At 66.7% G+C, this 19,431-nt stretch carries 22 protein-coding genes; 5 read left to right on the forward strand and 17 right to left on the reverse strand.

What is annotated here, in order from left to right; genetic code table 11:
• Positions 1-7 precede the first annotated feature (7 nt).
• The 4 genes from ACTOWJ_RS10585 to ACTOWJ_RS10600 all read right to left on the reverse strand — a co-directional run bounded on the left by ACTOWJ_RS10585 (position 8) and on the right by ACTOWJ_RS10600 (position 2,149).
• Positions 8-478, reverse strand: a complete 471-nt coding sequence (locus ACTOWJ_RS10585; protein ID WP_441334569.1) for a F0F1 ATP synthase subunit B — start codon at positions 476-478, stop codon at positions 8-10.
• An 89-nt stretch (positions 479-567) separates the two neighbouring features.
• The gene (atpE, locus tag ACTOWJ_RS10590; RefSeq protein ID WP_441334570.1) at positions 568-855 is read right to left on the reverse strand and encodes a F0F1 ATP synthase subunit C; all 288 of its coding nucleotides are present in this window, start codon (positions 853-855) and stop codon (positions 568-570) included.
• Between the two features lie 78 nt (positions 856-933).
• Positions 934-1,770 (reverse strand): F0F1 ATP synthase subunit A, encoded by an 837-nt coding sequence (gene atpB, locus ACTOWJ_RS10595; protein ID WP_441334571.1) that lies wholly within the window; start codon positions 1,768-1,770, stop codon positions 934-936.
• Between the two features lie 10 nt (positions 1,771-1,780).
• The gene (locus tag ACTOWJ_RS10600; RefSeq protein WP_441334572.1) at positions 1,781-2,149 is read right to left on the reverse strand and encodes a hypothetical protein; all 369 of its coding nucleotides are present in this window, start codon (positions 2,147-2,149) and stop codon (positions 1,781-1,783) included.
• Between the two features lie 321 nt (positions 2,150-2,470).
• On the opposite strand from ACTOWJ_RS10600, the gene ACTOWJ_RS10605 reads away from it, so the two are divergent.
• Positions 2,471-2,698 carry a DUF2061 domain-containing protein gene (locus tag ACTOWJ_RS10605; RefSeq protein ID WP_441334573.1) on the forward strand — a complete coding sequence of 76 codons (228 nt, stop codon included), beginning with the start codon at positions 2,471-2,473 and terminating at the stop codon, positions 2,696-2,698.
• Between the two features lie 291 nt (positions 2,699-2,989).
• Positions 2,990-3,796: a hypothetical protein gene (locus tag ACTOWJ_RS10610; RefSeq protein WP_441334574.1), complete on the forward strand. Its 807-nt coding sequence runs from the start codon at positions 2,990-2,992 to the stop codon at positions 3,794-3,796.
• A gap of 95 nt (positions 3,797-3,891) precedes the next feature.
• Here ACTOWJ_RS10610 and ACTOWJ_RS10615 read toward each other — a convergent pair whose 3' ends face one another.
• The 6 genes from ACTOWJ_RS10615 to ACTOWJ_RS10640 all read right to left on the reverse strand — a co-directional run bounded on the left by ACTOWJ_RS10615 (position 3,892) and on the right by ACTOWJ_RS10640 (position 10,586).
• Positions 3,892-4,602, reverse strand: a complete 711-nt coding sequence (locus tag ACTOWJ_RS10615) for a hypothetical protein (RefSeq protein ID WP_441334575.1) — start codon at positions 4,600-4,602, stop codon at positions 3,892-3,894.
• A gap of 126 nt (positions 4,603-4,728) precedes the next feature.
• A complete protein-coding gene (gene lpdA / locus ACTOWJ_RS10620; RefSeq protein ID WP_441334576.1) occupies positions 4,729-6,597 on the reverse strand; it encodes a dihydrolipoyl dehydrogenase in 1,869 nt (622 codons plus the stop codon).
• 145 nt (positions 6,598-6,742) lie between these two features.
• The gene (locus ACTOWJ_RS10625; protein ID WP_441334577.1) at positions 6,743-7,423 is read right to left on the reverse strand and encodes a hypothetical protein; all 681 of its coding nucleotides are present in this window, start codon (positions 7,421-7,423) and stop codon (positions 6,743-6,745) included.
• Between the two features lie 130 nt (positions 7,424-7,553).
• The gene (locus tag ACTOWJ_RS10630; protein ID WP_441334578.1) at positions 7,554-8,972 is read right to left on the reverse strand and encodes a dihydrolipoyllysine-residue acetyltransferase; all 1,419 of its coding nucleotides are present in this window, start codon (positions 8,970-8,972) and stop codon (positions 7,554-7,556) included.
• A 524-nt stretch (positions 8,973-9,496) separates the two neighbouring features.
• Positions 9,497-10,261, reverse strand: coding sequence for a DUF2884 family protein (locus ACTOWJ_RS10635; protein WP_441334579.1), 765 nt, complete (start codon positions 10,259-10,261; stop codon positions 9,497-9,499).
• A gap of 130 nt (positions 10,262-10,391) precedes the next feature.
• Complete coding sequence (locus ACTOWJ_RS10640; RefSeq protein ID WP_441334580.1) at positions 10,392-10,586, reverse strand: hypothetical protein; 195 nt, start codon at positions 10,584-10,586, stop codon at positions 10,392-10,394.
• Between the two features lie 364 nt (positions 10,587-10,950).
• Here ACTOWJ_RS10640 and ACTOWJ_RS10645 point away from each other — a divergent pair, with 364 nt between their 5' ends.
• The gene (locus ACTOWJ_RS10645) at positions 10,951-11,580 is read left to right on the forward strand and encodes an OmpW/AlkL family protein (protein WP_441334581.1); all 630 of its coding nucleotides are present in this window, start codon (positions 10,951-10,953) and stop codon (positions 11,578-11,580) included.
• 165 nt (positions 11,581-11,745) lie between these two features.
• Here the strand turns inward: ACTOWJ_RS10645 and ACTOWJ_RS10650 are convergent, their stop codons facing one another.
• From ACTOWJ_RS10650 to ACTOWJ_RS10665, 4 genes are all read right to left on the reverse strand, one after another.
• On the reverse strand, positions 11,746-12,546 hold the full coding sequence (locus ACTOWJ_RS10650; protein ID WP_441334582.1) for a VOC family protein: 801 nt from the start codon (positions 12,544-12,546) through the stop codon (positions 11,746-11,748).
• A gap of 174 nt (positions 12,547-12,720) precedes the next feature.
• Positions 12,721-13,563 carry a DMT family transporter gene (locus tag ACTOWJ_RS10655; RefSeq protein ID WP_441334743.1) on the reverse strand — a complete coding sequence of 281 codons (843 nt, stop codon included), beginning with the start codon at positions 13,561-13,563 and terminating at the stop codon, positions 12,721-12,723.
• 171 nt (positions 13,564-13,734) lie between these two features.
• Positions 13,735-14,271 (reverse strand): DUF1453 domain-containing protein, encoded by a 537-nt coding sequence (locus ACTOWJ_RS10660; protein ID WP_441334583.1) that lies wholly within the window; start codon positions 14,269-14,271, stop codon positions 13,735-13,737.
• A gap of 155 nt (positions 14,272-14,426) precedes the next feature.
• Positions 14,427-15,482 (reverse strand): NAD(P)-dependent alcohol dehydrogenase, encoded by a 1,056-nt coding sequence (locus ACTOWJ_RS10665; RefSeq protein WP_441334584.1) that lies wholly within the window; start codon positions 15,480-15,482, stop codon positions 14,427-14,429.
• Between the two features lie 237 nt (positions 15,483-15,719).
• On the opposite strand from ACTOWJ_RS10665, the gene ACTOWJ_RS10670 reads away from it, so the two are divergent.
• Both ACTOWJ_RS10670 and ACTOWJ_RS10675 read left to right on the forward strand, forming a co-directional pair.
• A complete protein-coding gene (locus ACTOWJ_RS10670; RefSeq protein ID WP_441334585.1) occupies positions 15,720-16,202 on the forward strand; it encodes a YajQ family cyclic di-GMP-binding protein in 483 nt (160 codons plus the stop codon).
• Positions 16,203-16,209: 7 nt separating this feature from the next.
• A complete protein-coding gene (locus tag ACTOWJ_RS10675) occupies positions 16,210-16,761 on the forward strand; it encodes a DUF1415 domain-containing protein (protein WP_441334586.1) in 552 nt (183 codons plus the stop codon).
• 168 nt (positions 16,762-16,929) lie between these two features.
• On the opposite strand, the gene ACTOWJ_RS10680 is transcribed toward ACTOWJ_RS10675, so the two are convergent.
• The 3 genes from ACTOWJ_RS10680 to ACTOWJ_RS10690 are packed head-to-tail and all read right to left on the reverse strand — an operon-like array spanning position 16,930 to position 19,416.
• Positions 16,930-17,646, reverse strand: coding sequence for an HAD family hydrolase (locus ACTOWJ_RS10680; protein WP_441334587.1), 717 nt, complete (start codon positions 17,644-17,646; stop codon positions 16,930-16,932).
• Positions 17,639-18,340, reverse strand: a complete 702-nt coding sequence (locus ACTOWJ_RS10685; RefSeq protein WP_441334588.1) for a pseudouridine synthase — start codon at positions 18,338-18,340, stop codon at positions 17,639-17,641. Before ACTOWJ_RS10685 ends, ACTOWJ_RS10680 begins: the two co-directional genes overlap by 8 nt.
• Positions 18,337-19,416 carry a class I SAM-dependent methyltransferase gene (locus ACTOWJ_RS10690; protein WP_441334589.1) on the reverse strand — a complete coding sequence of 360 codons (1,080 nt, stop codon included), beginning with the start codon at positions 19,414-19,416 and terminating at the stop codon, positions 18,337-18,339. The genes ACTOWJ_RS10685 and ACTOWJ_RS10690 overlap by 4 nt, the downstream gene beginning before the upstream one ends.
• Positions 19,417-19,431 lie beyond the last annotated feature (15 nt).

The raw sequence follows: 19,431 nt of genomic DNA on the forward strand, positions 1-19,431 counted from the left end.
TATCCGATCAGATTTCTGCGGCCAGCTCGTCGAGCAACGCCTTGTGGGCGTTGGCGTCGATCTCGCGCTTGAGCAGCTTTTCGGCACCGCTCACGGCCAGCGCGGACACCTGCTTGCGCAGATCCTCGCGGGCACGGTCGGATGCCGCGGCGATTTCGGCATCGGCCATTGCCTTCAGACGCGTGCCTTCGACCATCGCTTCGGTCTTGGCCTGATCGACGATCTGATTGTGGCGCTGATGAGCCTGCTCGATGACTTCGTTAGCCTTGGTACGAGCTTCGCGCACGATCTCATCCGCCTGCGCCTTGGCCTGCTGGATGAGAACTTCGGCGCCTTCAGCGTTCGCCAAACCTTCGGCGATCTTCTTCTGGCGCGCTTCGATCGCTGCGTTCAGCGGCGGCCAAATGAACTTCATCGTGAACCATACGAGGATCGCGAAGGAGAGCATCTGGCCGAAGAAAGTCATGTTGGGATTCATGACGGGTCCTCGACGTTACTTACGTTGGGCCGGCGAGTGCCGGCCCGGGTTGCCGAGTCGCGCCCCGATGGGGGCACGGCTCTGCCTGATCAGCCAGCGGCGGCAGCGAGCTTGATGGCTCCGATCAGCGGGTTGGCGAACGCGAAGAACAGAGCGACGGCGAGACCGATGATGAACGCGGCGTCGATCAGGCCGGCGAGCAGGAACATACGGCCCTGCAGCATCGGCACCAGCTCCGGCTGGCGCGCGGCGGATTCAAGGAACTTCGAGCCCATGAGCGCGATGCCGAGGCAGGCGCCCAGAGCGCCGAGACCGATGATGATGCCGATCGCGATCGCGGTCAGACCCTGAACGTTGGCGATGTTCTCGACGAGCATGGTGCTTCTCCTGGTAGAGGTAGTGCTAAACGGTGAAGGGAAAACGGATAGGTAAAACGAAAAAGGGCGTTGCTCGAATCAATGGCTTTCGCGGGCGCCTGCGATGTAGACGACCGTGAGGATCATGAAGATGAAGGCCTGCAACAGGATGATCAGGATGTGGAAGATCGCCCAGGCGGCGTTGGCGAGCACGCCAGGCACGAAGGTGTAGATGCTTCCCAGCAGACCGGCGATGAGCATGAACACCAGCTCGCCGCCGTACATGTTGCCGAACAGTCGCATCGCGAGCGAAACCGGCTTGACCAGCCACTCGATGATGTTCATGACCAGATTGACCGGTGCCAGCACGATCTTCATCACGCCGTGCGCGTGGAACGGCGCGGTGACCAGTTCCTTGCCGAAACCGCCGGCACCCTTGGCCGAAATGGCGTGGCCGATCAGGATGAAGAACACCGAGGCCGACAGCGCGAAGGTAGTGTTGAGATCGGCGGTGGGAACCGCGCGGAAATAAGTGTGGTGCGCGACTTCCGCGCCTTGGGTGGTGTGGACCAGCCAGCCGAACAGATCCAGCGGCAGCAGGTCCATCGTGTTCATGAACACGACCCACATGAAGATGGTCAGCGCCAGCGGCGTCACCGAACGGCGATCGCCGTGGAAGGTGTCTTTGACCTGGCCGTCGATGAACTCGAGGATGATCTCGACGAAGGCCTGACCCTTGCTGGGAACGCCTGCCGTCGCCTTGCGCGCGGCCAGGCCGAACCACAGGATGAACACCAGACCGAGCACCAACGCCACGATCCACGAGTCGAAGTTGAACTTCGACAATGCATCGCTGCCAAAGACCTCACTGGTGTTGTGGGTCAAATGGTGCGTGATGTATTCGTTCAGGCCGCCCGAACCGGTCTGTTCACTCACGAAAGACACCTTATCGTTTCAAAAGATTGGCCAGTACGAAGGCCAGCGTCGCCGCCAGCAATCCCACCAGCATTGGTAGCGGCGGCAGATGCCATCGGACCATACCGAGTCCGAACACCATCAAGACCGCCACCCACTTGAATATGACTCCGGCCAACAACCGCCCTACTGCCGCACCGGCCGGTTGCACGCCTCCCCCCAATGCCATCCTGGCCGCCACCAGGCTGCCAGCCACCGCGGCCCCGCCGCCCACCGCTGCCGCCAGCGCGAAGTTCGCGCCGAAGGAGAGGAAGGCCAGCGCCGTCAGCGCCGTTGCGCCGGCTTGCCAGGCAATCGCGCGCGACGCTAGCCGGCGGCCTGCGGACATTGGATCGTGCACGCGGGTCTCGTCGGTCTGGGGTTGGCGCAAAGCGCCCGGTAGAGCCGCAAAAGTATAGAACGCGAGCGACTTTGCGGCAACCGGCGGCAGTCACGGGACTGCCATAGGCGCTGTGTTGGGTTACGGCGACAGCGATCGCGACCAGTTTCATGGCTGCGACTATGCGGCCCAGCGCTAGGACGTTGAATTACCTCCCAGGTAAGCAAGGCTGCGCCAGGCCGGCTCGCCATAGCTGAAGGCTATCGAACCGGTTGCGAGAATCGATTTGCTTTTCCCCAGGGTCGGCGCATGTTGAGAATCATTCTCATCTAGATCACTGCCATGAGCAAGACCCTCAGCTTCGCCGCCGTCCATTTCTGCGTCGCCTTCCTGGTCGGCTACCTGATGACCGGCAGCGTCTGGGTCGGCGGCGCGCTGGCCCTGGTGGAACCGGCCTGCAACACGGTCGCGTTCCATCTGCACGAAAAGGTGTGGAAGCGCATCGAGCGCCGCCGCGCCGAAGCCGCGCTTGCCGGTTCAGCAAATTCGGGTGGCGCGCTGACGACTTGATCGAAATCTTTGACGAACTGCGGAACCTTTTATCGAAGCTCCGGTCAGTATCAGTGAACGCCCGCCGCCTCTCTCTCCTCGTCAATGGCAAAAGCAGCGGTGGGCACCCCGAAGCCCCGGCATGACCCGCCGGGGCTTCGTCTTTTGTGAGCGTTATCACCTTTTCCGCAAGTTCGACTTTGCCGTTTCGGCCGCTCCCGTTTTTTTCACGACCACTCCACTCCGGCGACGGCATTCATGTACGCACCAGTACATGAACTGTGCTGCATCCCCCGCATACGGAGTGACCCTGTGACTTACAAACTTCTTCCATTGACGCTCGCGCTGGCCGCGACGGGCGCCACGTTCGCGCTGCCTGCGCACGCCGAAGACGATCGTTTCACCGTGCGACTGGGCGCGATGTCGGTCGACACCAGCGGCGAACTCAGCGCCGGCACCAATTTCCGCGGCCAGCCCTACCGGTTCAGCCAGGACTTCGATTTCGGCAGCAAGGAAACCGTGCCGCGCATCGAGGGCCTGTTCCGCTTCAGCGAACGCAACCGCTTGCTGTTCAACTATTGGAGCTACGACAAGAGCAAGCGCGCCACGCTGAGCGAGAACATCTCCTTCGACGACACCACCATTCCGGCCGGCAGCTTCGCCCAGGCCAAGACCAAGTTCCAATTGGCCAGCGTGATGTACGACTACGCGGTGGTGGAAACCGACACGGTGAGCTGGGGCCTGCAGATCGGCGTGGAGTACGCCAAGTTGGAAGGCAAGCTCAACGCCGAAGCCGGCACCAGCAGCTACCGCACCAGTTCCAGCGACGACGGCTACGCGCCGGTGGTCGGCTCGCGCCTGACCTTGTCGCCGAACGAACATTGGCGTTTCGTCGTGCAAGGCCAGTACCTCGACGCGGGCTGGGGCGATTTCGGCGATTACGACGGCGACATCAGCCGCGCCAATGCCTTGGTCGAATACCGTTTCACCGAAAGCTTCGGCGTGTTCGCCGGCTACGACTGGTTCAAGATCGACGCCAAGCGCAGCGGCAACGACGGCGTGGTCGGCCTGGACCAGCGTTTCAAGGGGCCGATGGCCGGCGTGACGTTCTCGTTCTGACTGCGGCCGGACCTTCAGGTCCGATGCCCTGGGTTCTTATCGAGCCAGAGCATCCGACCTGGAGGCCGTCTTCCGATGAGGCCCGCCGGCGTCGCTTACAGCTCCGGCACAAACGCGCGCGGGCTGTTCAAGCGCCCGCGCAGGCATGCCTCCAGCGCCAAAGGCATGCGCTCGAATTCGCTGCGGTAGGCCTCGGCCGCTTGCGCGCTTTCGACCGGCCGCGGCGCGACCTTGCCGTCGACGATGTCGAACTGGGTGCCATAGCGCTGGAGCCGGCCTTCGGCCAGGCGCAGTTGATCGACCCGCTCCATCGCCTCGCGGATCAGATATCCGCCCGCGCCGGGCATCCGCCGCTGCGTCTCGAGGAAGGCTTCGGCCAGCCGCAATTGGCGCCCGCTGTCGTCGCGGTCGCGGTAAATCCCACTCCACAACGCCTCGACGCCATCCGCGCCGATCTCGTCGACGCCGGGCATTGGCCGGCGCTGCAGGATCTCGCGCAGTTGCTGCGCCGCTGTCCGTGCCTGGGCCACCGACACGCGCGGTTCGGGCGCACGGGATTCCTTGCGATGGGCAGGCGTCGCGCCGGGAGGTGTTGCGGCCGCGGCTGCGGCTGCCGCATCCGCAGCGGCGGCCGCCGCAGCCAGAGCCGCGGAAACGGCGTCGTGCGAGGCGCTCTGGCTGCCATAGCCGCCGTGCAAAGCCAGAGCGCTCAAGCGCCGCACGGTTTCGCGCAACGCCGGATCGCGCGGCGGCGATGCCGGCTGGCGCAGGCGCGCCCGCTGCATCCGCGCGCGGGCGCCGTCCATCCAGGCCTGCCCCTGCGGGCAGGCACGATAGTCTTCGTCCTGGGGTTGGGGCGGCGGCCTCAGGACAGGGCCGCCGCTTGCATCGCGTAAAAGCCGACGACCAACGCTAGCGCCAGCGCGCTGGCCTTACCCCTTTTTCTTGGGGATATACAAATCCGTGATCGTTCCATCGAACACCTCCGCGGCCATGCCGACCGACTCGCTGAGAGTCGGATGTGGATGGATGGTGTGCCCGATATCGGCGACTTCGCAACCCATTTCGATCGCCAGACCGACTTCGGCGATCAGATCGCCGGCGTGCACGCCGACGATGCCGCCGCCGACGATGCGTTGGCTGGCTTCATCGAAGATCAGCTTGGTGAAGCCTTCGGTGCGGCCAATGCCGATCGCGCGGCCGCTGGCGGCCCACGGGAATTTGCCGATGCCGACCTTCAGGCCCTTGGCCTTGGCTTCGGTTTCGGTGACGCCGACCCAGGCGATTTCCGGATCGGTGTAGGCCACCGACGGGATCACTCGCGCCACCCACTCTTTCTTCTCGCCGGCGGCGACTTCGGCGGCGAGCTTGCCTTCGTGCGTGGCCTTGTGCGCGAGCATCGGATTACCGACCAGATCGCCGATGGCGAAGATGTGCGGCACGTTGGTGCGCATCTGCCGGTCGGCCGGAATGAAGCCGCGTTCGGTGACGGTCACGCCGGCCTTGTCGGCGCCGATCTTGCCGCCGTTGGGCGAACGGCCCACCGCGACCAGCACGCGATCGTAGACCTGCGCCTCGGGGGCTTTTTCGCCTTCGAAATTGACCTTGATGCCTTCCTTCAACGTTTCGGTACCGGCGGCCTTGGTCTTCAGATACACCGCCACGCCCTGCTTCTTCAGCCGATCGGCGAGCGGCTTGACCAGATCCGGATCGGCGCCCGGCATCAACTGGTCCATGAACTCGACCACGGTGACTTCGCTGCCCAGCGCGCGGTACACGGTGGCCATTTCCAGACCGATGATGCCGCCGCCGACGACCAGCAGCTTGTTCGGAATATCGGCCAGCTCCAGCGCGTCGGTGGAATCCATCACGCGCTTGTCGTCCCACGGGAAGCCCGGCAGCTTCACCGCCTGCGAACCGGCAGCGATGATGCATTGCTCGAAGCGGATCAACTGGGTGCCGCCCTCACCTTTGACTTCCAGTTCGTTGGGCGAGACGAACGTGCCGGTGCCGGCGACCACGCGCACCTTGCGCTGCTTGGCCATGCCGGCCAGGCCCTTGGTCAGCTGGCCGACCACTTTTTCCTTGTACTTGCGCAGCGCGTCCAGGTCGATGCTCGGCTTGGCGAAGCTGACGCCGTAGTCGCTGGCGTGCTCGGCCTCATCGATCACCGCGGCGGCATGCAGCAGCGCCTTGGACGGTATGCAGCCGACGTTGAGGCAGACGCCGCCGAGGCTGGCGTAGCGCTCGACCAGCACCGTATCCAGGCCGAGATCGGCCGAACGGAACGCGGCGGTGTAGCCGCCGGGGCCGGAGCCGAGCACGAGCATGCGGCACTCGACGTCGGCCTTGCGGCCGCTCGCGGCGGCAGCGGTCGGCGCGGGCGTGGAGGGGGCATTCGATGCCGCGCTCGCGGTGGATTCGCTCTTTCCCCCGCTTGCGGGGGAAGGCTGGGATGGGGGCGCGCCGGCCGGCGTGCCCTCACCCGCCGCGCGGGGCGCGGCGACCTCTCCCGCAGGCGGGAGAGGTGCTTTGGTGTCGCTTGCGCCTGTTGCAGCGCCTTCGGCTTCCAGGATCACGATCACCGCGCCCTCGGCCACCTTGTCGCCGACCTTGACGCTGATCGACTTGACCACGCCGTCGGCCGAGGACGGCACTTCCATCGTCGCCTTGTCCGACTCCAGCGTGACCAGGCCCTGATCCTTCTTGACCGTGTCGCCGACCGCGACCAGCAATTCGATGACCGGTACGTCGTCGTAGTCGCCGATGTCGGGAACCTTTACTTCAATGCTGCTGGCCATCGCGCTGCGTCCTCTTCGAATCGGGTGCGGGCGCGTGGGCGTCCGCCATGGGTGCGCACGGCCGGACCGTGCGTTCGGCGCCCGCCGCGACGGCCGGCGCCTGCGATAAAGGCCCGCGCGCGCCTGAGCGCGGGCGGGCGGAGGTTCAAGGCGCCGCGACTTCGCCTAATTGCTTGTCCAGTTCGTCCAGCGATTCGCCCAGCGCGCGCCAGCGGCGCTCGCGCTTGGAGGCGCTTTCGTTGGACGCTTCGATCAACAGGCTGACCTGCTCCATCAGCGGCTCGCCGGCGCCGCAGTCCGGACGCGTGCCGCTGACGCGCAATCCGTCGACCACGAACAGCAACTGGTCCTTGTCCTGGAACTCGGCCGGCTTGTCCCGCGGCGCCATGGTTTCCAGCGCGCGCTTCCAGGTGGCGACCACGCGCTGGGCCAGCGCGGCCGGTATCGGCGCTTCCTCGTTCTCGACTTCCTGATCCACGCGCAGTTCCAGAGCGCCGCTGGCGCGGGCGGAGTTCCATACCGCCACGCGCTCGCTGGGCAGCGCATGGCGCACGGTCCAGTCGGCGTCGCCCGCGGCGGGAATCAACAGCAGGCCGCTTTCGGCGCCGCGGGTGGGCAGGAAGGTCAGGCTCAGGCGCGGTTCGGACTTGGCCGCGATCAGTTGCTCGACCGCCGAACCGTGGTTCTCGGTCGCCGGCGGCCAGCCGCGGCCGAGGGCGAAGGAACACTGATCGGCGGCCTGCGCGAACGGCGCGGCCAGCACGGCGGCGAGGCCGAACCAGGCCAGGCGGCGGGAGGCGGAGGCGTTACGCGAAGAACGAATCATTGCGACGGGCGATCCTGTTGAACGGCGAGCATGGACGAACGGAACGACGCGGATCGGAGCCGCCGCCGCGAGCCGCCCCGCGCATCGATCGCGGGGCCGCCCGTCGCAACGGCGCCTGGCTCGGCGGGCGTTACAGCAGCACGCGGCGCATGTCGGCCAACAACTGCGCCAGATACGCGGTGAAACGCGCGGCGGCGGCGCCGTCGATGACCCGGTGATCGTAAGACAGCGACAGCGGCAGGATCAGGCGCGGCGCGAACTGCTTGCCGTCCCACACCGGCTGGGTCGCCGACTTGGACACGCCCAGGATCGCCACTTCCGGCGCGTTGACGATCGGGGTGAACGCGGTGCCGCCGATACCGCCGAGCGAGCTGATCGAGAAGCAACCGCCGCTCATGTCGGCCGGGCCGAGCTTGCCGTCGCGCGCCTTGGCGGCGAGTTCGCCGGTTTCCTTCGCGATCTGCAGCACACCCTTCTTGTCGCAGTCGCGCACCACCGGCACGACCAGGCCGTTGGGGGTGTCGGCGGCGAAACCGATGTGGAAGTACTTTTTCAGCGTGAGGTTCTCGCCGGTCGCGTCCAGGGACGCGTTGAAGGTCGGGAACTTCTGCAGCGCCGAAACCGAAGCCTTCATCAGGAAGGCGAGCATGGTCAGCTTGAGGCCGGCCTTCTCGTTTTCCTTATTGAGCGCCACGCGCAGCGCTTCCAGGTCGGTGATGTCGGCATCGTCGTGCTGGGTGACGTGCGGGATCATCGCCCAGTTGCGCGCGAGGTTGGCGCCGGAGAGCTTCTGGATGCGTGAGAGCGGCTTGGTTTCGGTCTCGCCGAACTTGCTGAAATCGACCTTGGGCCACGGCAGCAGATTCAGGCCGCCGCCCAGGCTCGGCGCCGCGCCGACGCTGGCCGGTGCTCCGCCGCCGCCCTGCATGACGCCCTTGACGAAGGACTGCACGTCTTCCTTGCCGATCCGTCCGCCGCGCGCGCTGCCGGTGACGCGCGCCAAGTCCACGCCGAGCTCGCGCGCGAACAGGCGTACCGCCGGGCTGGCGTACGGCACCTTGTCGGGCATCAACTCTTCGGCGGTGAAAGCGACCGGCGGGGTGCGCGGGGGCATGGCTTCGGGGTCGGTGCCGGCGTTGGCGCCCGGAATCGAGGCGGGCGTCGGAGCGGCTTCGGACTTGGCCGGCGCTTCGGGCTTGGCAGCTTCCTGCTTCGCCGGCGCGGGGGCCTCGGCTTTGGCGGGAGCGGCGGGCGCAGCCGGTTTGGCGGGCTCTTCGGCTTTCGCGGGCGCTGCGGTCGAGTCCCCTTCGGTTGGCTCGATCAACGCCACCACACTGCCTTCGGCCAGCTGATCGCCGATCTTGACCTTGAGTTCGCGGATCACGCCCGCGAACGGCGCCGGTACTTCCATGGTCGCCTTGTCGGACTCCAGCGTGACCAGGCCTTGATCCTGGGTCACCGTGTCGCCGACCGCGACCAGCAGTTCGATGACGGGTACGCCGTCGTAGTCGCCGATGTCGGGGACGCGTGCTTCCTTCAGATCAGCCATGTTCGTGGGGCTCCGCAATGCGCGAAAACCCTATTGTGGCGTGTGCAGGCGATCACGCCAACCGCACGCGGGCCACTGCAGTACTAAAGGCCTACGCGGCACAGCGAAGTTACTGCGGCGGTCTTGCGTACGCCGGGGTACTGGCCGGGTCGGGAGGGAGGTATCCGGGGGAAATCCGGTCGCAGGACGGGGTTGCGGCGCGCCGCCTGGGCGGCGTCCTTGAGGGCGACTTGGTGTCGACGGGAGAGGTACGGGCGGTTGTGTAGGCCGTGTGCTGGTGGCGGAGCGTGCTGCTGCTTACGCCGCGGCCTAGAGGGCGCGGGCGCGGCTTGCGCCGCTCCTACAGGGAGGCCGGGGGACGAAGTTGGGGTAGGAGCGGCGCGAGCCGCGACTGCGATACGCCGATCACGACCTAACCGACCTACCTGTGCGCGGCCACGCTTGCGGCCGTGATTCCGCCTCGACAGAACGACAGCGTGTCCGACGGGACGCCGGCCTCGATCGGGAGACCGAAGACGGGCCGCTTATTTCGACTGGCTCGGCTTGACTTCGACCTTGAGCAAATCCAGCGGCTTGCCCGCGAAGCGATAGCTCAAGGCATTGTCCAACTCGTCCAGCCCACGCACGCGTTGGCACAAGGCATCGGCGCGCAGGCCGAGCTTGTCGGCGCGCGGTTGCACCGCCGCTTCGACCTTGGCGTCGATCGCGTCCAGGCGCTTGAACCGATCGAGGTCGCCGCTGAACACCGCGGTGACCGAGCCGCCGACCAGTTCGCCCATCACGATCGGCAGGGTGTCGGCCAAGGCCTCGCCGATGCCGTCGCCCAGGGCCTTGCCGCTGAAACGGGTCGGGGTGACCACGTTGGCCAAACGCGCATCGAGTTGCTTGCGCGCCTTCTCGACATGGGTGCGGGTGCGGTCGGGGTTGTTGCCGAGCACGGCGGCGACCTCGCCGAGCGCGGTGAAGGCGATGTCGGCCGCCTCGCGGCCGATGTGCTGGGCCTCGGGCATCGCCGCGCGCGTGCCGCGCTCGAACTCGGCGATGCGGCGCGCGTCGTCGGCGCTCAACGTCACCCAGCGATCGTCGACGAACATCCGGCCCTGGCGCATCACGATCGCCTTCGGCTCGCCCAGCTTCCGGGTCAGGATCAGGCTGCGCTCGTTGAGGGTCAGCTCATACGCGCTGTCGATTTCGCAGGTGGCGTCGACCCGGACCTCGGCCAACGCGGAACCGCCGGCCAGCGTCAGTGCGGCCAGGGCGGTCAGTCGGAGCGGAAAACGTGCGCGCATCGCCGGATCCTTGACGGTGGAATGGTTCACAGCTTGCCGTGGCCGTGGGTCAGATACCTGTGCCGATGGACGGCATTACCTTTGTCATGGCGGTTGGCCGTGCCGATCGTGGCGTTTGGCTAACCACAGCCTAGCGCATCGGGACGACGGCGCGATGCGCGGCGCATCGCAGTCGCGCAAGCGCGCCGGTCGGATCGAGTTCGCGGAGCGATTCGATCGCCATCGCGTCGAATCGGGTCTGCGCGGTGGCGAGAGCGCACTGAATGCCGCGCGCGAAAGGGCCGTTTTCCCGCCGTTTATGTGCGCGATTTTCATCGATCGCCATCCCGCGCGCGGCGAATGCATTGATCGTCGCTTGCGCGCGGCGCGCATCTGCGCGGCGTTCAAGTCGCGCTCATCGAGCATGAAACCGCTTATTTCACGCGATTTCCCCGCCACACCAAGGTTTACAGCCGATGCGATACCGCACGCGGCGGCATCGACGAAGCGCTCGTCGACGACGAATTCCCACCAGTCCCAATGTGTTCATTTCGTTCATTTTTCCCTTGAAAACGCGGCTCTAACACGGCTCACGCGTGAAAAGTTCCTTCACGCGCATTCGCGCGGCAAGTTCGGTTCATGCACGCGTTGCTACCTTGCGCACCGCCTCCCCCAAGGCGTCACGCAACACAACAACAGGAGTCCACTCCATGATCCGCTTTCGTCATTTGACCCTTGCCATGATCGGCGCCCTGGCTTTCGCCCCGGCCGCCTTCGCTCAGGATGCGAGCACCGACAGCGCCAGCGGAAAGCGCTTCGCCATCGTCGGCGGCTACTCGCTGAGCCAACCGACCAAGAATCCGCAGATCGGCGGCGTACGCACCGACGTGGACGGCGGCGGCGCCCCGACCCTCAGCGCCAGCTGGTACATCAACGACAACATCGCCATCGAAGCCTGGGGCGCGGCCGACAAGCTCGGTCAGCGCATCAACGCCGGCGGCGGCAAGATCGGCAGCGTCGATTCGCAGCCGGTCGCGCTGAGCGGCCAGTACCACTTCCGCGGCGCCGACAGCATCGTGCGTCCGTTCGTGGGTCTGGGCTACTACGAAGCCAACTACAGCGGTGAATCGCTGAGCAGCGGCAACCGCCTGGGCATCGACAACGCCAAGGGCGCGATGGCCACCGCCGGCGTCGATCTCAACATCAACCCGACCTGGTTCGCCCGCGCCGACGTGCGCTACATGCAGGGCAAGCCGGACGTGAAGCTCGACGGCGTCAAGGTCGGCGAAGCCGAGCTGAACCCGGTCACCGTGGGCGTCGGCATCGGCGCGCGCTTCTGATCAACCGTCGAGGTTGAATCGGGTCATACCCGCGCAAGTGAACAAGCGGTTGCTCTGAAGGCTGCAAATCCCAGCCGCCATCGACAGCCGCGCAGACAAAACGGGCTCCTTCGGGAGCCCGTTTCTTTTTCGCAAGCCCACGCACGCGCGCAAGCCCGGCAGCCGCTACTTCGAACCGCCGTCGAGAAAATGGATCACGTAGAACGCGGCGCCGCGCGGATCGGTCAGACGGGCGATGCGGGCCACGCCGGTGGCGTCGAACGGCGCGAACGCCAACCGCCCGCCCAGCACCAGGGCGCGCTGCACGCAGGCGTCCACGTCGGGGACCTGCAGATAGATCGACCAGTGCGGCGCCAGATCGCCCCAATCGGGCTGCATCTGCAGCAGGCCGCCGAGCATGCGCTGCTCGTCGACGAACACCCGGTAACCGTTCGGCGCCTGCGGATGGGCCTGCATGCGCCAGCCGAACAATTGCTGGTAATAGGCTTCCGCCGCGGCGATGTCGCGCGTGGCCAGCTCGGCCCAGCACACCGCGTTGTCGACCCCGAGCGCATCCACCCCGGGATGCGCGCGCTGCTGGGCGAGCGAGAACACCACGCCTTCCGGATCCGCGCATACGGCCATGCGCACGTGTTCCATCAGTTCGAACGGCGCGGCGATCATGCGTCCGCCCAGCGCCACCGCGCGCGCGGCGACCGCATCGCAGTTGGCGGCGCGGAAGTACACGCCCCAATGCGGCGAATGGTTGCCGTCGGGACCGGGCAAGGCGCCGGGGACCAGACTGTAGGTGCCGGCCACGTCGAGGCCGTTTAGCTTGAAAATCGTATACAGACTGGCGTCGGGCATCGGCGTGCGCTCGACCGTCCAACCGAACAATGCGCTGTAAAACGCCTCGGCGACCGGCTGATCGTCGGTCGCCAACTCGAACCAGCACGGGGCCCCGGGAGCGTGGACGAGCGCGGTCATGTTGTTTCTCCCCGGACTACGCTTCGACACTACGCCGTGGCGAACAAATCGTCATGGCGCGCTGCGGCGAAAAGCGCGCAAGTTCACGCCGGCTCACGCTGAACCGTCGCGACGCGGTCGCGCAAGCTGAACCAGGACGACTCCGAGTCGGCTCCGAATCGGCTCCGAGTCGGCTCAGGGATGTTCGGCTTCGGTATGCACCCGTTCGCGGCGCAGCAGGTACAGGCCGCTGGCGACGATGATCGCCGCGCCGACCCAGGTGATCGAATCGGGCAGCACGCCCCACAGGCTCAGGTCCAGAATCACGCCCCAGATCAGCGCGGTGTACTCCAACGGCGCGATCAGCGAAGCCTCGCCCAGACGGAACGCCTCGGTGATCGCGTACTGGCCGACCGTACCGAACACGCCCAGGCTGAGGATCAGCCACCAGTCCTCGCCGCGCAGCGGTACCCAGCCCGACCAGGCCAGAGCGCCGGAACCGAAGGTGATCATCACCATCAGCCACAGCATCATCGCCTGGGTGCTGTCGGTGCGCGCGAGCAGGCGCACGGTGATCGCGCTGATCGCATACGCCGTCGACGCGCCGAGCACCGCCAGCGCGGCCAGGCTCAGCATGCCCTCGCCGCTGGGACGCAACAGCACCACCACCCCGAGCAGGCCGATGCCGATGGCGACCCAGCGCCGCGGCCCGACCTGCTCGCCCAGCATCGGTCCGGACAAGGCGGTGATCAGCAGCGGCGCGATGAAGAAGATCGAATACGTGGTCGACAGCGGCAACCGGTTCACGCCGTAGACGAACGCGGCCATCATTCCCACGCCCAGCACGCCGCGCAGCAGGTGCAGCGGCCAACGCACCTTCAACAAGGGCTTCAGGCCGGTGCTGGCGATCGCCCAGACCAGCACGAAGGGCAAGGACGAGATTCCGCGCAGAGTCGCCACCTGGAACGGCGGGTAGTGCTCGGACAACAGCTTGAGCAGCGCGTCCATCAGCGAAAACATCAGCACCGCGACCAGCATGGTCGCGATCGCCCGGCGCTGGCGGGGATGGGCGGCGATCACGACACGTCCGCGCGGGCGGCGTCCGGATCGGCGATGCGGAAGCGGGGAAGAACGGTCATGGCGGCCGGGCAAAAGAAGACTGGCCATCATGACCGGCGCCCAGCGGCGCGTCATCTGCGTTGTGTCATCTCATCCGACGATCCGGGTCGCGCGCCGGCGCAGTCTGCGGCGCAGCCCCAGGGTGTAGATCTGGTAATACCCCAACAGCAATCCGCCGACCGCGAGCAGGCTGCCCTGACGCGACAGCCAGTCTTCGTGCCCGTCGCCCCAGGCGTGCGCGGTCTGCCACAGACCGTAGACGATGCGCGCGGCGACGAGCAGGGTCAGGCCCAGCACCAGCCAGCGATTGGGCGTGTAGAACAAGCCTTTGGCTTCGTCCTCGAAACGGGTCAGCCCCAGACCGATCACGCCGAGCACACCGCCGCCGAGAAAGCCCGTGGCGGCGTATGTCGGCGCATCGGCGACCCAGTGACCGATTGCCCAGGCACTGAGGAACAACAGCAGCAGCGACGCGAACGACAACCCCGCCGCCAGGCTCACCGCCCACGGCAACGCGCGCCGGCGTGCCTTGCCGTAGCGGTAGCGCTGGATCAGGCCGATCGGAATCAGCAGCGCCCACAGGGCCAGCAGGATCAACAGCGCCAAGGGGATCAGGAGCAGCGGCATGGGGGCAGCTTAACCTCGGCGGCGTGCCTGGCAGGTGTCCGACTGTAGGAGCGGCGCGACCCGCGACCACGACCGCGACACCACGCATGCGGCGCGACCGGCCAGCACGCGGTCGCGGCTCGCACCGCTCCTACAGTCGGGTGCCTACCCTCGCCTCAGGCCGCCTTGTCGAGGCTGGCGATGTCGATCACGAAGCGATAGCGCACATCGCCCTTGAGCATGCGCTCGTAAGCCTCGTTGATCTGCGCGATATCGATCAGCTCGATGTCCGAGGCCACGCCGTGTTCGGCGCAGAAATCCAGCATTTCCTGGGTTTCGCGGATGCCGCCGATCAGCGAGCCGCCGAGCTTGCGCCGCTGCATGATCAACGCGCCCGCGGCCACCGTCGAGGGTGTCTCGGGAATGCCGAGCAGGACCATGGTGCCGTCGAATTTCAACAGCCCCAGATAGGCGTTGTAGTCGTGATCGCCGGAGACCGAATCGATGATGAAGTCGAACGAACGCGACAAGGCTTTGAACGTGCCCTTCTCGCGGGTCGCGGCGAAGGCGTGCGCGCCCAGCGCCAACGCGGCTTCGCGCTTGGATTCCGAGGTGCTCAGCACGGTCACCCGCGCGCCCATCGCCACCGCCAGCTTGACCGCCATGTGGCCCAGGCCGCCCAGGCCGACCACCGCGACCTCGTCGCCGGCCTTGACCCCGTAATGCTTGAGCGGCGAATAGGTGGTGATGCCCGCGCACAGCAGCGGCGCGGCGCGGTCGAGCGGAATCGACTCGGGAATGCGCAGCACATAGGCCTGATCGACGGTGATGCGGGTCGAGTAGCCGCCGTAGGTCGGCGCGCCGGTGCCGCGCTCGTGCGAATTGTAGGTGCCGGTCATGCCCTGGTCGCAGTACTGTTCTTCGCCGGCCTTGCACTGCGCGCATTCGCGGCAGGAGTCGACGAAACAACCCACGCCGACCGCGTCGCCGGGCTTGAAGCCCTGGACCTCGGCGCCGACCCGAACCACCCGGCCGACGATTTCGTGGCCCGGCACCATCGGGAACGTCGATCCGCCCCATTCGTCGCGAGCCTGATGGATGTCGGAATGGCACACGCCGCAATAGAGAATGTCGATCAGCACGTCGTCCGGGCCGGGTTCGCGGCGTTCGATCGAAAACGGGGCCAGGGGCGAATGCGCGTTCTGCGCGGCGTAAGCGGCGGTCTTGGACATGGGGGTTCCAGGTGGCGTGGAGACGGGACGCGACGGCGCCAGGGCCGGCGCGCCGGCCGCGGCGCGAACTCGAGCGATCGCGCGACGGGGCCGAAGCGGATCGGTCCATTCTAGGCGCGCGGCGTGGCTGCGGCGTCAAACCGCCGGATACTTGACCGCATCTCCGCTGCAACGCTGCGTATCGCCGCCGCGCTTGCGTTACCCTTTGCGCGTTTCCCCCATCACTGCGAGTGCGCCATGCCTTCTTTCGACGTCGTGTCCGAAGTCGACACCCATGAACTGACCAACGCGGTCGACCAAGCCAACCGCGAACTGTCGACCCGCTTCGATTTCAAGGGCGTGGACGCCAAGTTCGTGCTCGACGACAAGCAGATCACCCAGTCCGCGCCGAGCGAGTTCCAACTCGAGCAGATGACCCTGATCCTGCGCCAACGCCTGTCGGCGCGGCAGATCGATGCGCGCTGCCTGGAATTCGGCGATGTCGAATCCAATCTGGCCGGCGCGCGGCAGAAGATCACCGTGCAGCAAGGCATCGAGCAGAAGCTGGCCAAGAAGATCGCCGCGGCGATCAAGGACGCCAAGCTCAAGGTCGAAACCCAGATCAACGGCGACAAACTGCGAGTCAACGGCAAGAAGCGCGACGACCTGCAGGGCGCGATCGCGCTGCTGAAGGCCGGCGATTTCGAACGCCCGCTGCAGTTCGACAACTTCCGCGACTGAGCGCGCCGTGAGCGACGCCGCGCCGCCCGAAGACCCGATCGCCGCGACCCGCCGCTGGCTGGAACGCGCGGTGATCGGGCTGAACCTGTGTCCGTTCGCCAAGGCGGTGCTGGCCAAGGGCCAGGTGCGTTTCGTGCTGAGCCAGGCGCAGACCGGCGAGGCGTTGCTGGAGGAACTGGCTTCGGAGTTGGAATTGCTGGAGCGCAGCGATCCGGAAAAGATCGACACCACCTTGCTGATCCACCCGCGGGTGTTCGCCGATTTCCTCGACTTCAACGACTTCCTGGAACTGGCCGACGGCGCGATCGCGGCGCTGGATCTGGAAGGCGAGATTCAGGTCGCCAGTTTCCATCCCGACTATCAATTCGCCGGCACCGATTTCGACGAGGTCGGCAACTGCACCAACCGCTCGCCCTACCCGACCCTGCATCTGTTGCGCGAAGCCAGCGTGGAACGCGCGGTGGCGGCGTTCCCGGATCCGGAGGTGATCGTGGAGCGGAATCTGGAGACGCTGGATCGGCTGGGGTTTGAGGGATGGCGGAAGTTGTTGGCGTCTTGAGTAGTTGAGAGCCAAAAGCAAATCCCCCCTGCCCCCCTTTTTCAAAGGGGGGAATGTCTTGGTGTTTCGAAGTGGCTGAGGCGATGCGGCTTCGTTGCCGGCAAGCTCGCCCATAACCAGCCTATCGATTCCCCCCTTTGAAAAAGGGGGGCAAGGGGGGATTTGCTTTTAACCGCGAACAGCCACCGCCGACGCACCACCCCCACCCAGCACCCCAGCCAGCATCTCCCGCACCTGCTCCAGCGAAGCGGCGATGCGATGGCCGAAGCCGCGCAGTTCCTCGCCCGGCTCGATCAGATCCGGTATCTGGATCGGCATCGCCCCGGCCGCCAAGGCGGCGCGCACGCCGGGCTCGGAATCCTCCAATACCAGGCAGCGGCGCGGGTCCACGCCGAGTTCGCGCGCAGCCAGCAGATAGATGTCCGGCGCCGGCTTGGGATGCTCGACATCGCTGCCGGTCACGATCACCGCGAAGCGGTCGATCAGCCCGCTCGCGGCGAGTTTGCTCAGCGCGCGTTCGCGCCGGGTCGAGGTCGCCACCGCCTTGGGAATGCCGTGCGCTTCGAGCAGATCCAGCAATTCCAGCAAGCCGCTCTTGCGCGGCAGACCCGCCACCACGCGCTGGTCGTACAAGCGGTAGCTGGTGTCGCGCAGCCGCGTGGCCGCGTCTTCGCCGAGCCGCTGAGTCAGCATCGCGAAACTGGCGCGGTCGTGCACGCCGACCATCGCCAGCCACAGGCTGTCGTCGGCGTCGATGGATTCGGCCAGCGCCGCTTCGCGCCAGGTTTCCAGCATCGCCTGTTCGCTGTCGAGCATCAGCCCGTCCATGTCGAACAACACCGCCGCGGGGATCGATTCGATGGGACGCAATGCGGACTCAGCCACGGAACAAGGTCTCGATGTCGGTGGAATCGAGCGTGCGCCATTGCCCGCCCGGAAGATCGTGCAAGGTCAAACCGCCGATGCGCGAACGATGCAGCGCTTCGACGTGATTGCCGACCGCGGCGAACATGCGCCGCGCCTGGTGATAACGGCCTTCGGTCAGGGTCAGGCGCGCTCGGCGCGGCTCCAACACCTCCAGCGCGGCCGGCGCCAGCGGGGTCTTCTCCGCTTCCAGCATCAGCTCGCCACTGGCGAAGATCGCGCCTTCCTCGCCGCTCAGATCCGAAGCCAGCGTAGCCTCATAGACCTTGGCCAGGTTTGCCTTGGGCGACACGATTCTGTGCAGCAGACCGCCGTCGTCGGTGAACAACAGCAGGCCGCTGGTGTCGCGGTCGAGCCGGCCGACCGTGGACAGCAGCGGCGAACGCAGGCGGAATCGCGGCGGCAGCAGGTCGTAGACGATGCGGCCCTGATCCTTGGTCGAACAGGTGTAGCCGACTGGTTTGTTCAGGGCGATCACCAGTCCCGCGGGCGGATCGAGCGGCTCGCCGTCGACTCGGATGGTGTCGTGCTCGACTTTGTCGTCGGCGTACAACACCTCGCCCTGCGCATCGGTGATGCGGCCGGAGCGGAACATCGCGGTGACATCCTTGCGGCTGCCGTAGCCGAGGTTGGCGATCAGTTTGACCAGTTTCATGCGCGCGCCTTGCCCGCGGCCTTGGTCGCCTTGATCGCCTCGACCACCTTGAAACCGCCCTGCTGGGCGACCGTGCGGACTTGACCGAAACGCTCGTCGAGCACGACTTCGTACGGCAGATGGCGGTTGGCGACCAGCCACAGGCGGCCGCCGGGATTGAGCGCCTCGGCGGCCACTGCGATGAAACGCCGGCCGATGTCGGGGCGTTCTTCGCGACCCTGCGCATGGAACGGCGGGTTGCTGACGATGACGTCGTAACGCTTGGTCAGGCCGGCGGTGACGTCGTGCCAGAGGAACTCCAGCTGCACCGCGGTCTGCGCGCGCTGCAGATTGACCTGCGCCAGTTGCAGGGCGCGGGCCTGGGCCTCGTACAGATCCAGCGCGGCGATGCGCGGGCAACGCGCCAGCAGCTCCGCCGACAGATAACCGTACCCGGCGCCCAGATCGGCGGCGCGGCCGCTCAGATCGGCCGGCAGATGCGCGGCCAGCAGGGCCGAGGCCGGATCGATCCGGTCCCAGGCGAATACGCCTGGACGGCTGCGGAAGCGGCCGCCGAGGATCTCGCGCGGCGCGTCGAGCGCGGCCCATTGCCGCGCCAGCTCCGGGTCGGCCGGGCCGTCCAGCGGCGCGGTCCAGAACACCCGGCATTTGCGCTTGGACAGGCTGCCGACCTTGCCGGCGATGCGGCCCAGGTCGTCCTCGCCCGAACGCGCGCCCTCGTCGTTGCGGGTGCAGGCCAGCACCCGCCCGCCCGGCGCGGTGCGCGCGATGGCCTGGGCGAACAGCGCGCGCGCCTCCTCGCGCTGACGCGGCGGCAGCACCAGCACCAACGGATATTTGAGCGCCGGGTCGAGCGATTCCAGCTCGACCGTGTCCAGGCCGCCGCGATGCAGGGCATCGACCGCGGGCTTGTAGTCCTGCTCGCAGACCAGCCCGGGGCGCGGCCGCTGGCGCAGGCCCACGCCGTCGCGCGCGCGCAGGAACAGCGCGCCGCCGTGTTCGGGCCAGCTCAGCACGCCGTCGGCGAATGGCTGGAACAGGGTGTCGAGTGCGTCGTCTGAAGCGTCAACGCGCATGGCAGGTAGCGGTGG

It is taken from the genome of Lysobacter sp. CA199 (assembly GCF_052078715.1).
Lineage (GTDB): Bacteria > Pseudomonadota > Gammaproteobacteria > Xanthomonadales > Xanthomonadaceae > Lysobacter.

What these genes read in the sequence shown, in the direction of transcription:
- ACTOWJ_RS10635 (WP_441334579.1), bottom strand. Translation starts at nt 10,261, where the DNA reads ATGCGCGCACGTTTTCCGCTCCGACTGACCGCCCTGGCCGCACTGACG.
- ACTOWJ_RS10685 (WP_441334588.1), bottom strand. Translation starts at nt 18,340, where the DNA reads ATGAAACTGGTCAAACTGATCGCCAACCTCGGCTACGGCAGCCGCAAG.
- lpdA (WP_441334576.1), bottom strand. Translation starts at nt 6,597, where the DNA reads ATGGCCAGCAGCATTGAAGTAAAGGTTCCCGACATCGGCGACTACGAC.
- ACTOWJ_RS10660 (WP_441334583.1), bottom strand. Translation starts at nt 14,271, where the DNA reads ATGCCGCTGCTCCTGATCCCCTTGGCGCTGTTGATCCTGCTGGCCCTG.
- atpE (WP_441334570.1), bottom strand. Translation starts at nt 855, where the DNA reads ATGCTCGTCGAGAACATCGCCAACGTTCAGGGTCTGACCGCGATCGCG.
- ACTOWJ_RS10645 (WP_441334581.1), top strand. Translation starts at nt 10,951, where the DNA reads ATGATCCGCTTTCGTCATTTGACCCTTGCCATGATCGGCGCCCTGGCT.
- ACTOWJ_RS10665 (WP_441334584.1), bottom strand. Translation starts at nt 15,482, where the DNA reads ATGTCCAAGACCGCCGCTTACGCCGCGCAGAACGCGCATTCGCCCCTG.
- ACTOWJ_RS10670 (WP_441334585.1), top strand. Translation starts at nt 15,720, where the DNA reads ATGCCTTCTTTCGACGTCGTGTCCGAAGTCGACACCCATGAACTGACC.
- ACTOWJ_RS10655 (WP_441334743.1), bottom strand. Translation starts at nt 13,563, where the DNA reads ATGCTGGTCGCGGTGCTGATGTTTTCGCTGATGGACGCGCTGCTCAAG.
- ACTOWJ_RS10630 (WP_441334578.1), bottom strand. Translation starts at nt 8,972, where the DNA reads ATGGCTGATCTGAAGGAAGCACGCGTCCCCGACATCGGCGACTACGAC.
- ACTOWJ_RS10605 (WP_441334573.1), top strand. Translation starts at nt 2,471, where the DNA reads ATGAGCAAGACCCTCAGCTTCGCCGCCGTCCATTTCTGCGTCGCCTTC.
- ACTOWJ_RS10690 (WP_441334589.1), bottom strand. Translation starts at nt 19,416, where the DNA reads ATGCGCGTTGACGCTTCAGACGACGCACTCGACACCCTGTTCCAGCCA.
- ACTOWJ_RS10650 (WP_441334582.1), bottom strand. Translation starts at nt 12,546, where the DNA reads ATGACCGCGCTCGTCCACGCTCCCGGGGCCCCGTGCTGGTTCGAGTTG.
- ACTOWJ_RS10625 (WP_441334577.1), bottom strand. Translation starts at nt 7,423, where the DNA reads ATGATTCGTTCTTCGCGTAACGCCTCCGCCTCCCGCCGCCTGGCCTGG.
- ACTOWJ_RS10640 (WP_441334580.1), bottom strand. Translation starts at nt 10,586, where the DNA reads ATGGCGATCGATGAAAATCGCGCACATAAACGGCGGGAAAACGGCCCT.
- ACTOWJ_RS10585 (WP_441334569.1), bottom strand. Translation starts at nt 478, where the DNA reads ATGAATCCCAACATGACTTTCTTCGGCCAGATGCTCTCCTTCGCGATC.
- ACTOWJ_RS10615 (WP_441334575.1), bottom strand. Translation starts at nt 4,602, where the DNA reads ATGGACGGCGCCCGCGCGCGGATGCAGCGGGCGCGCCTGCGCCAGCCG.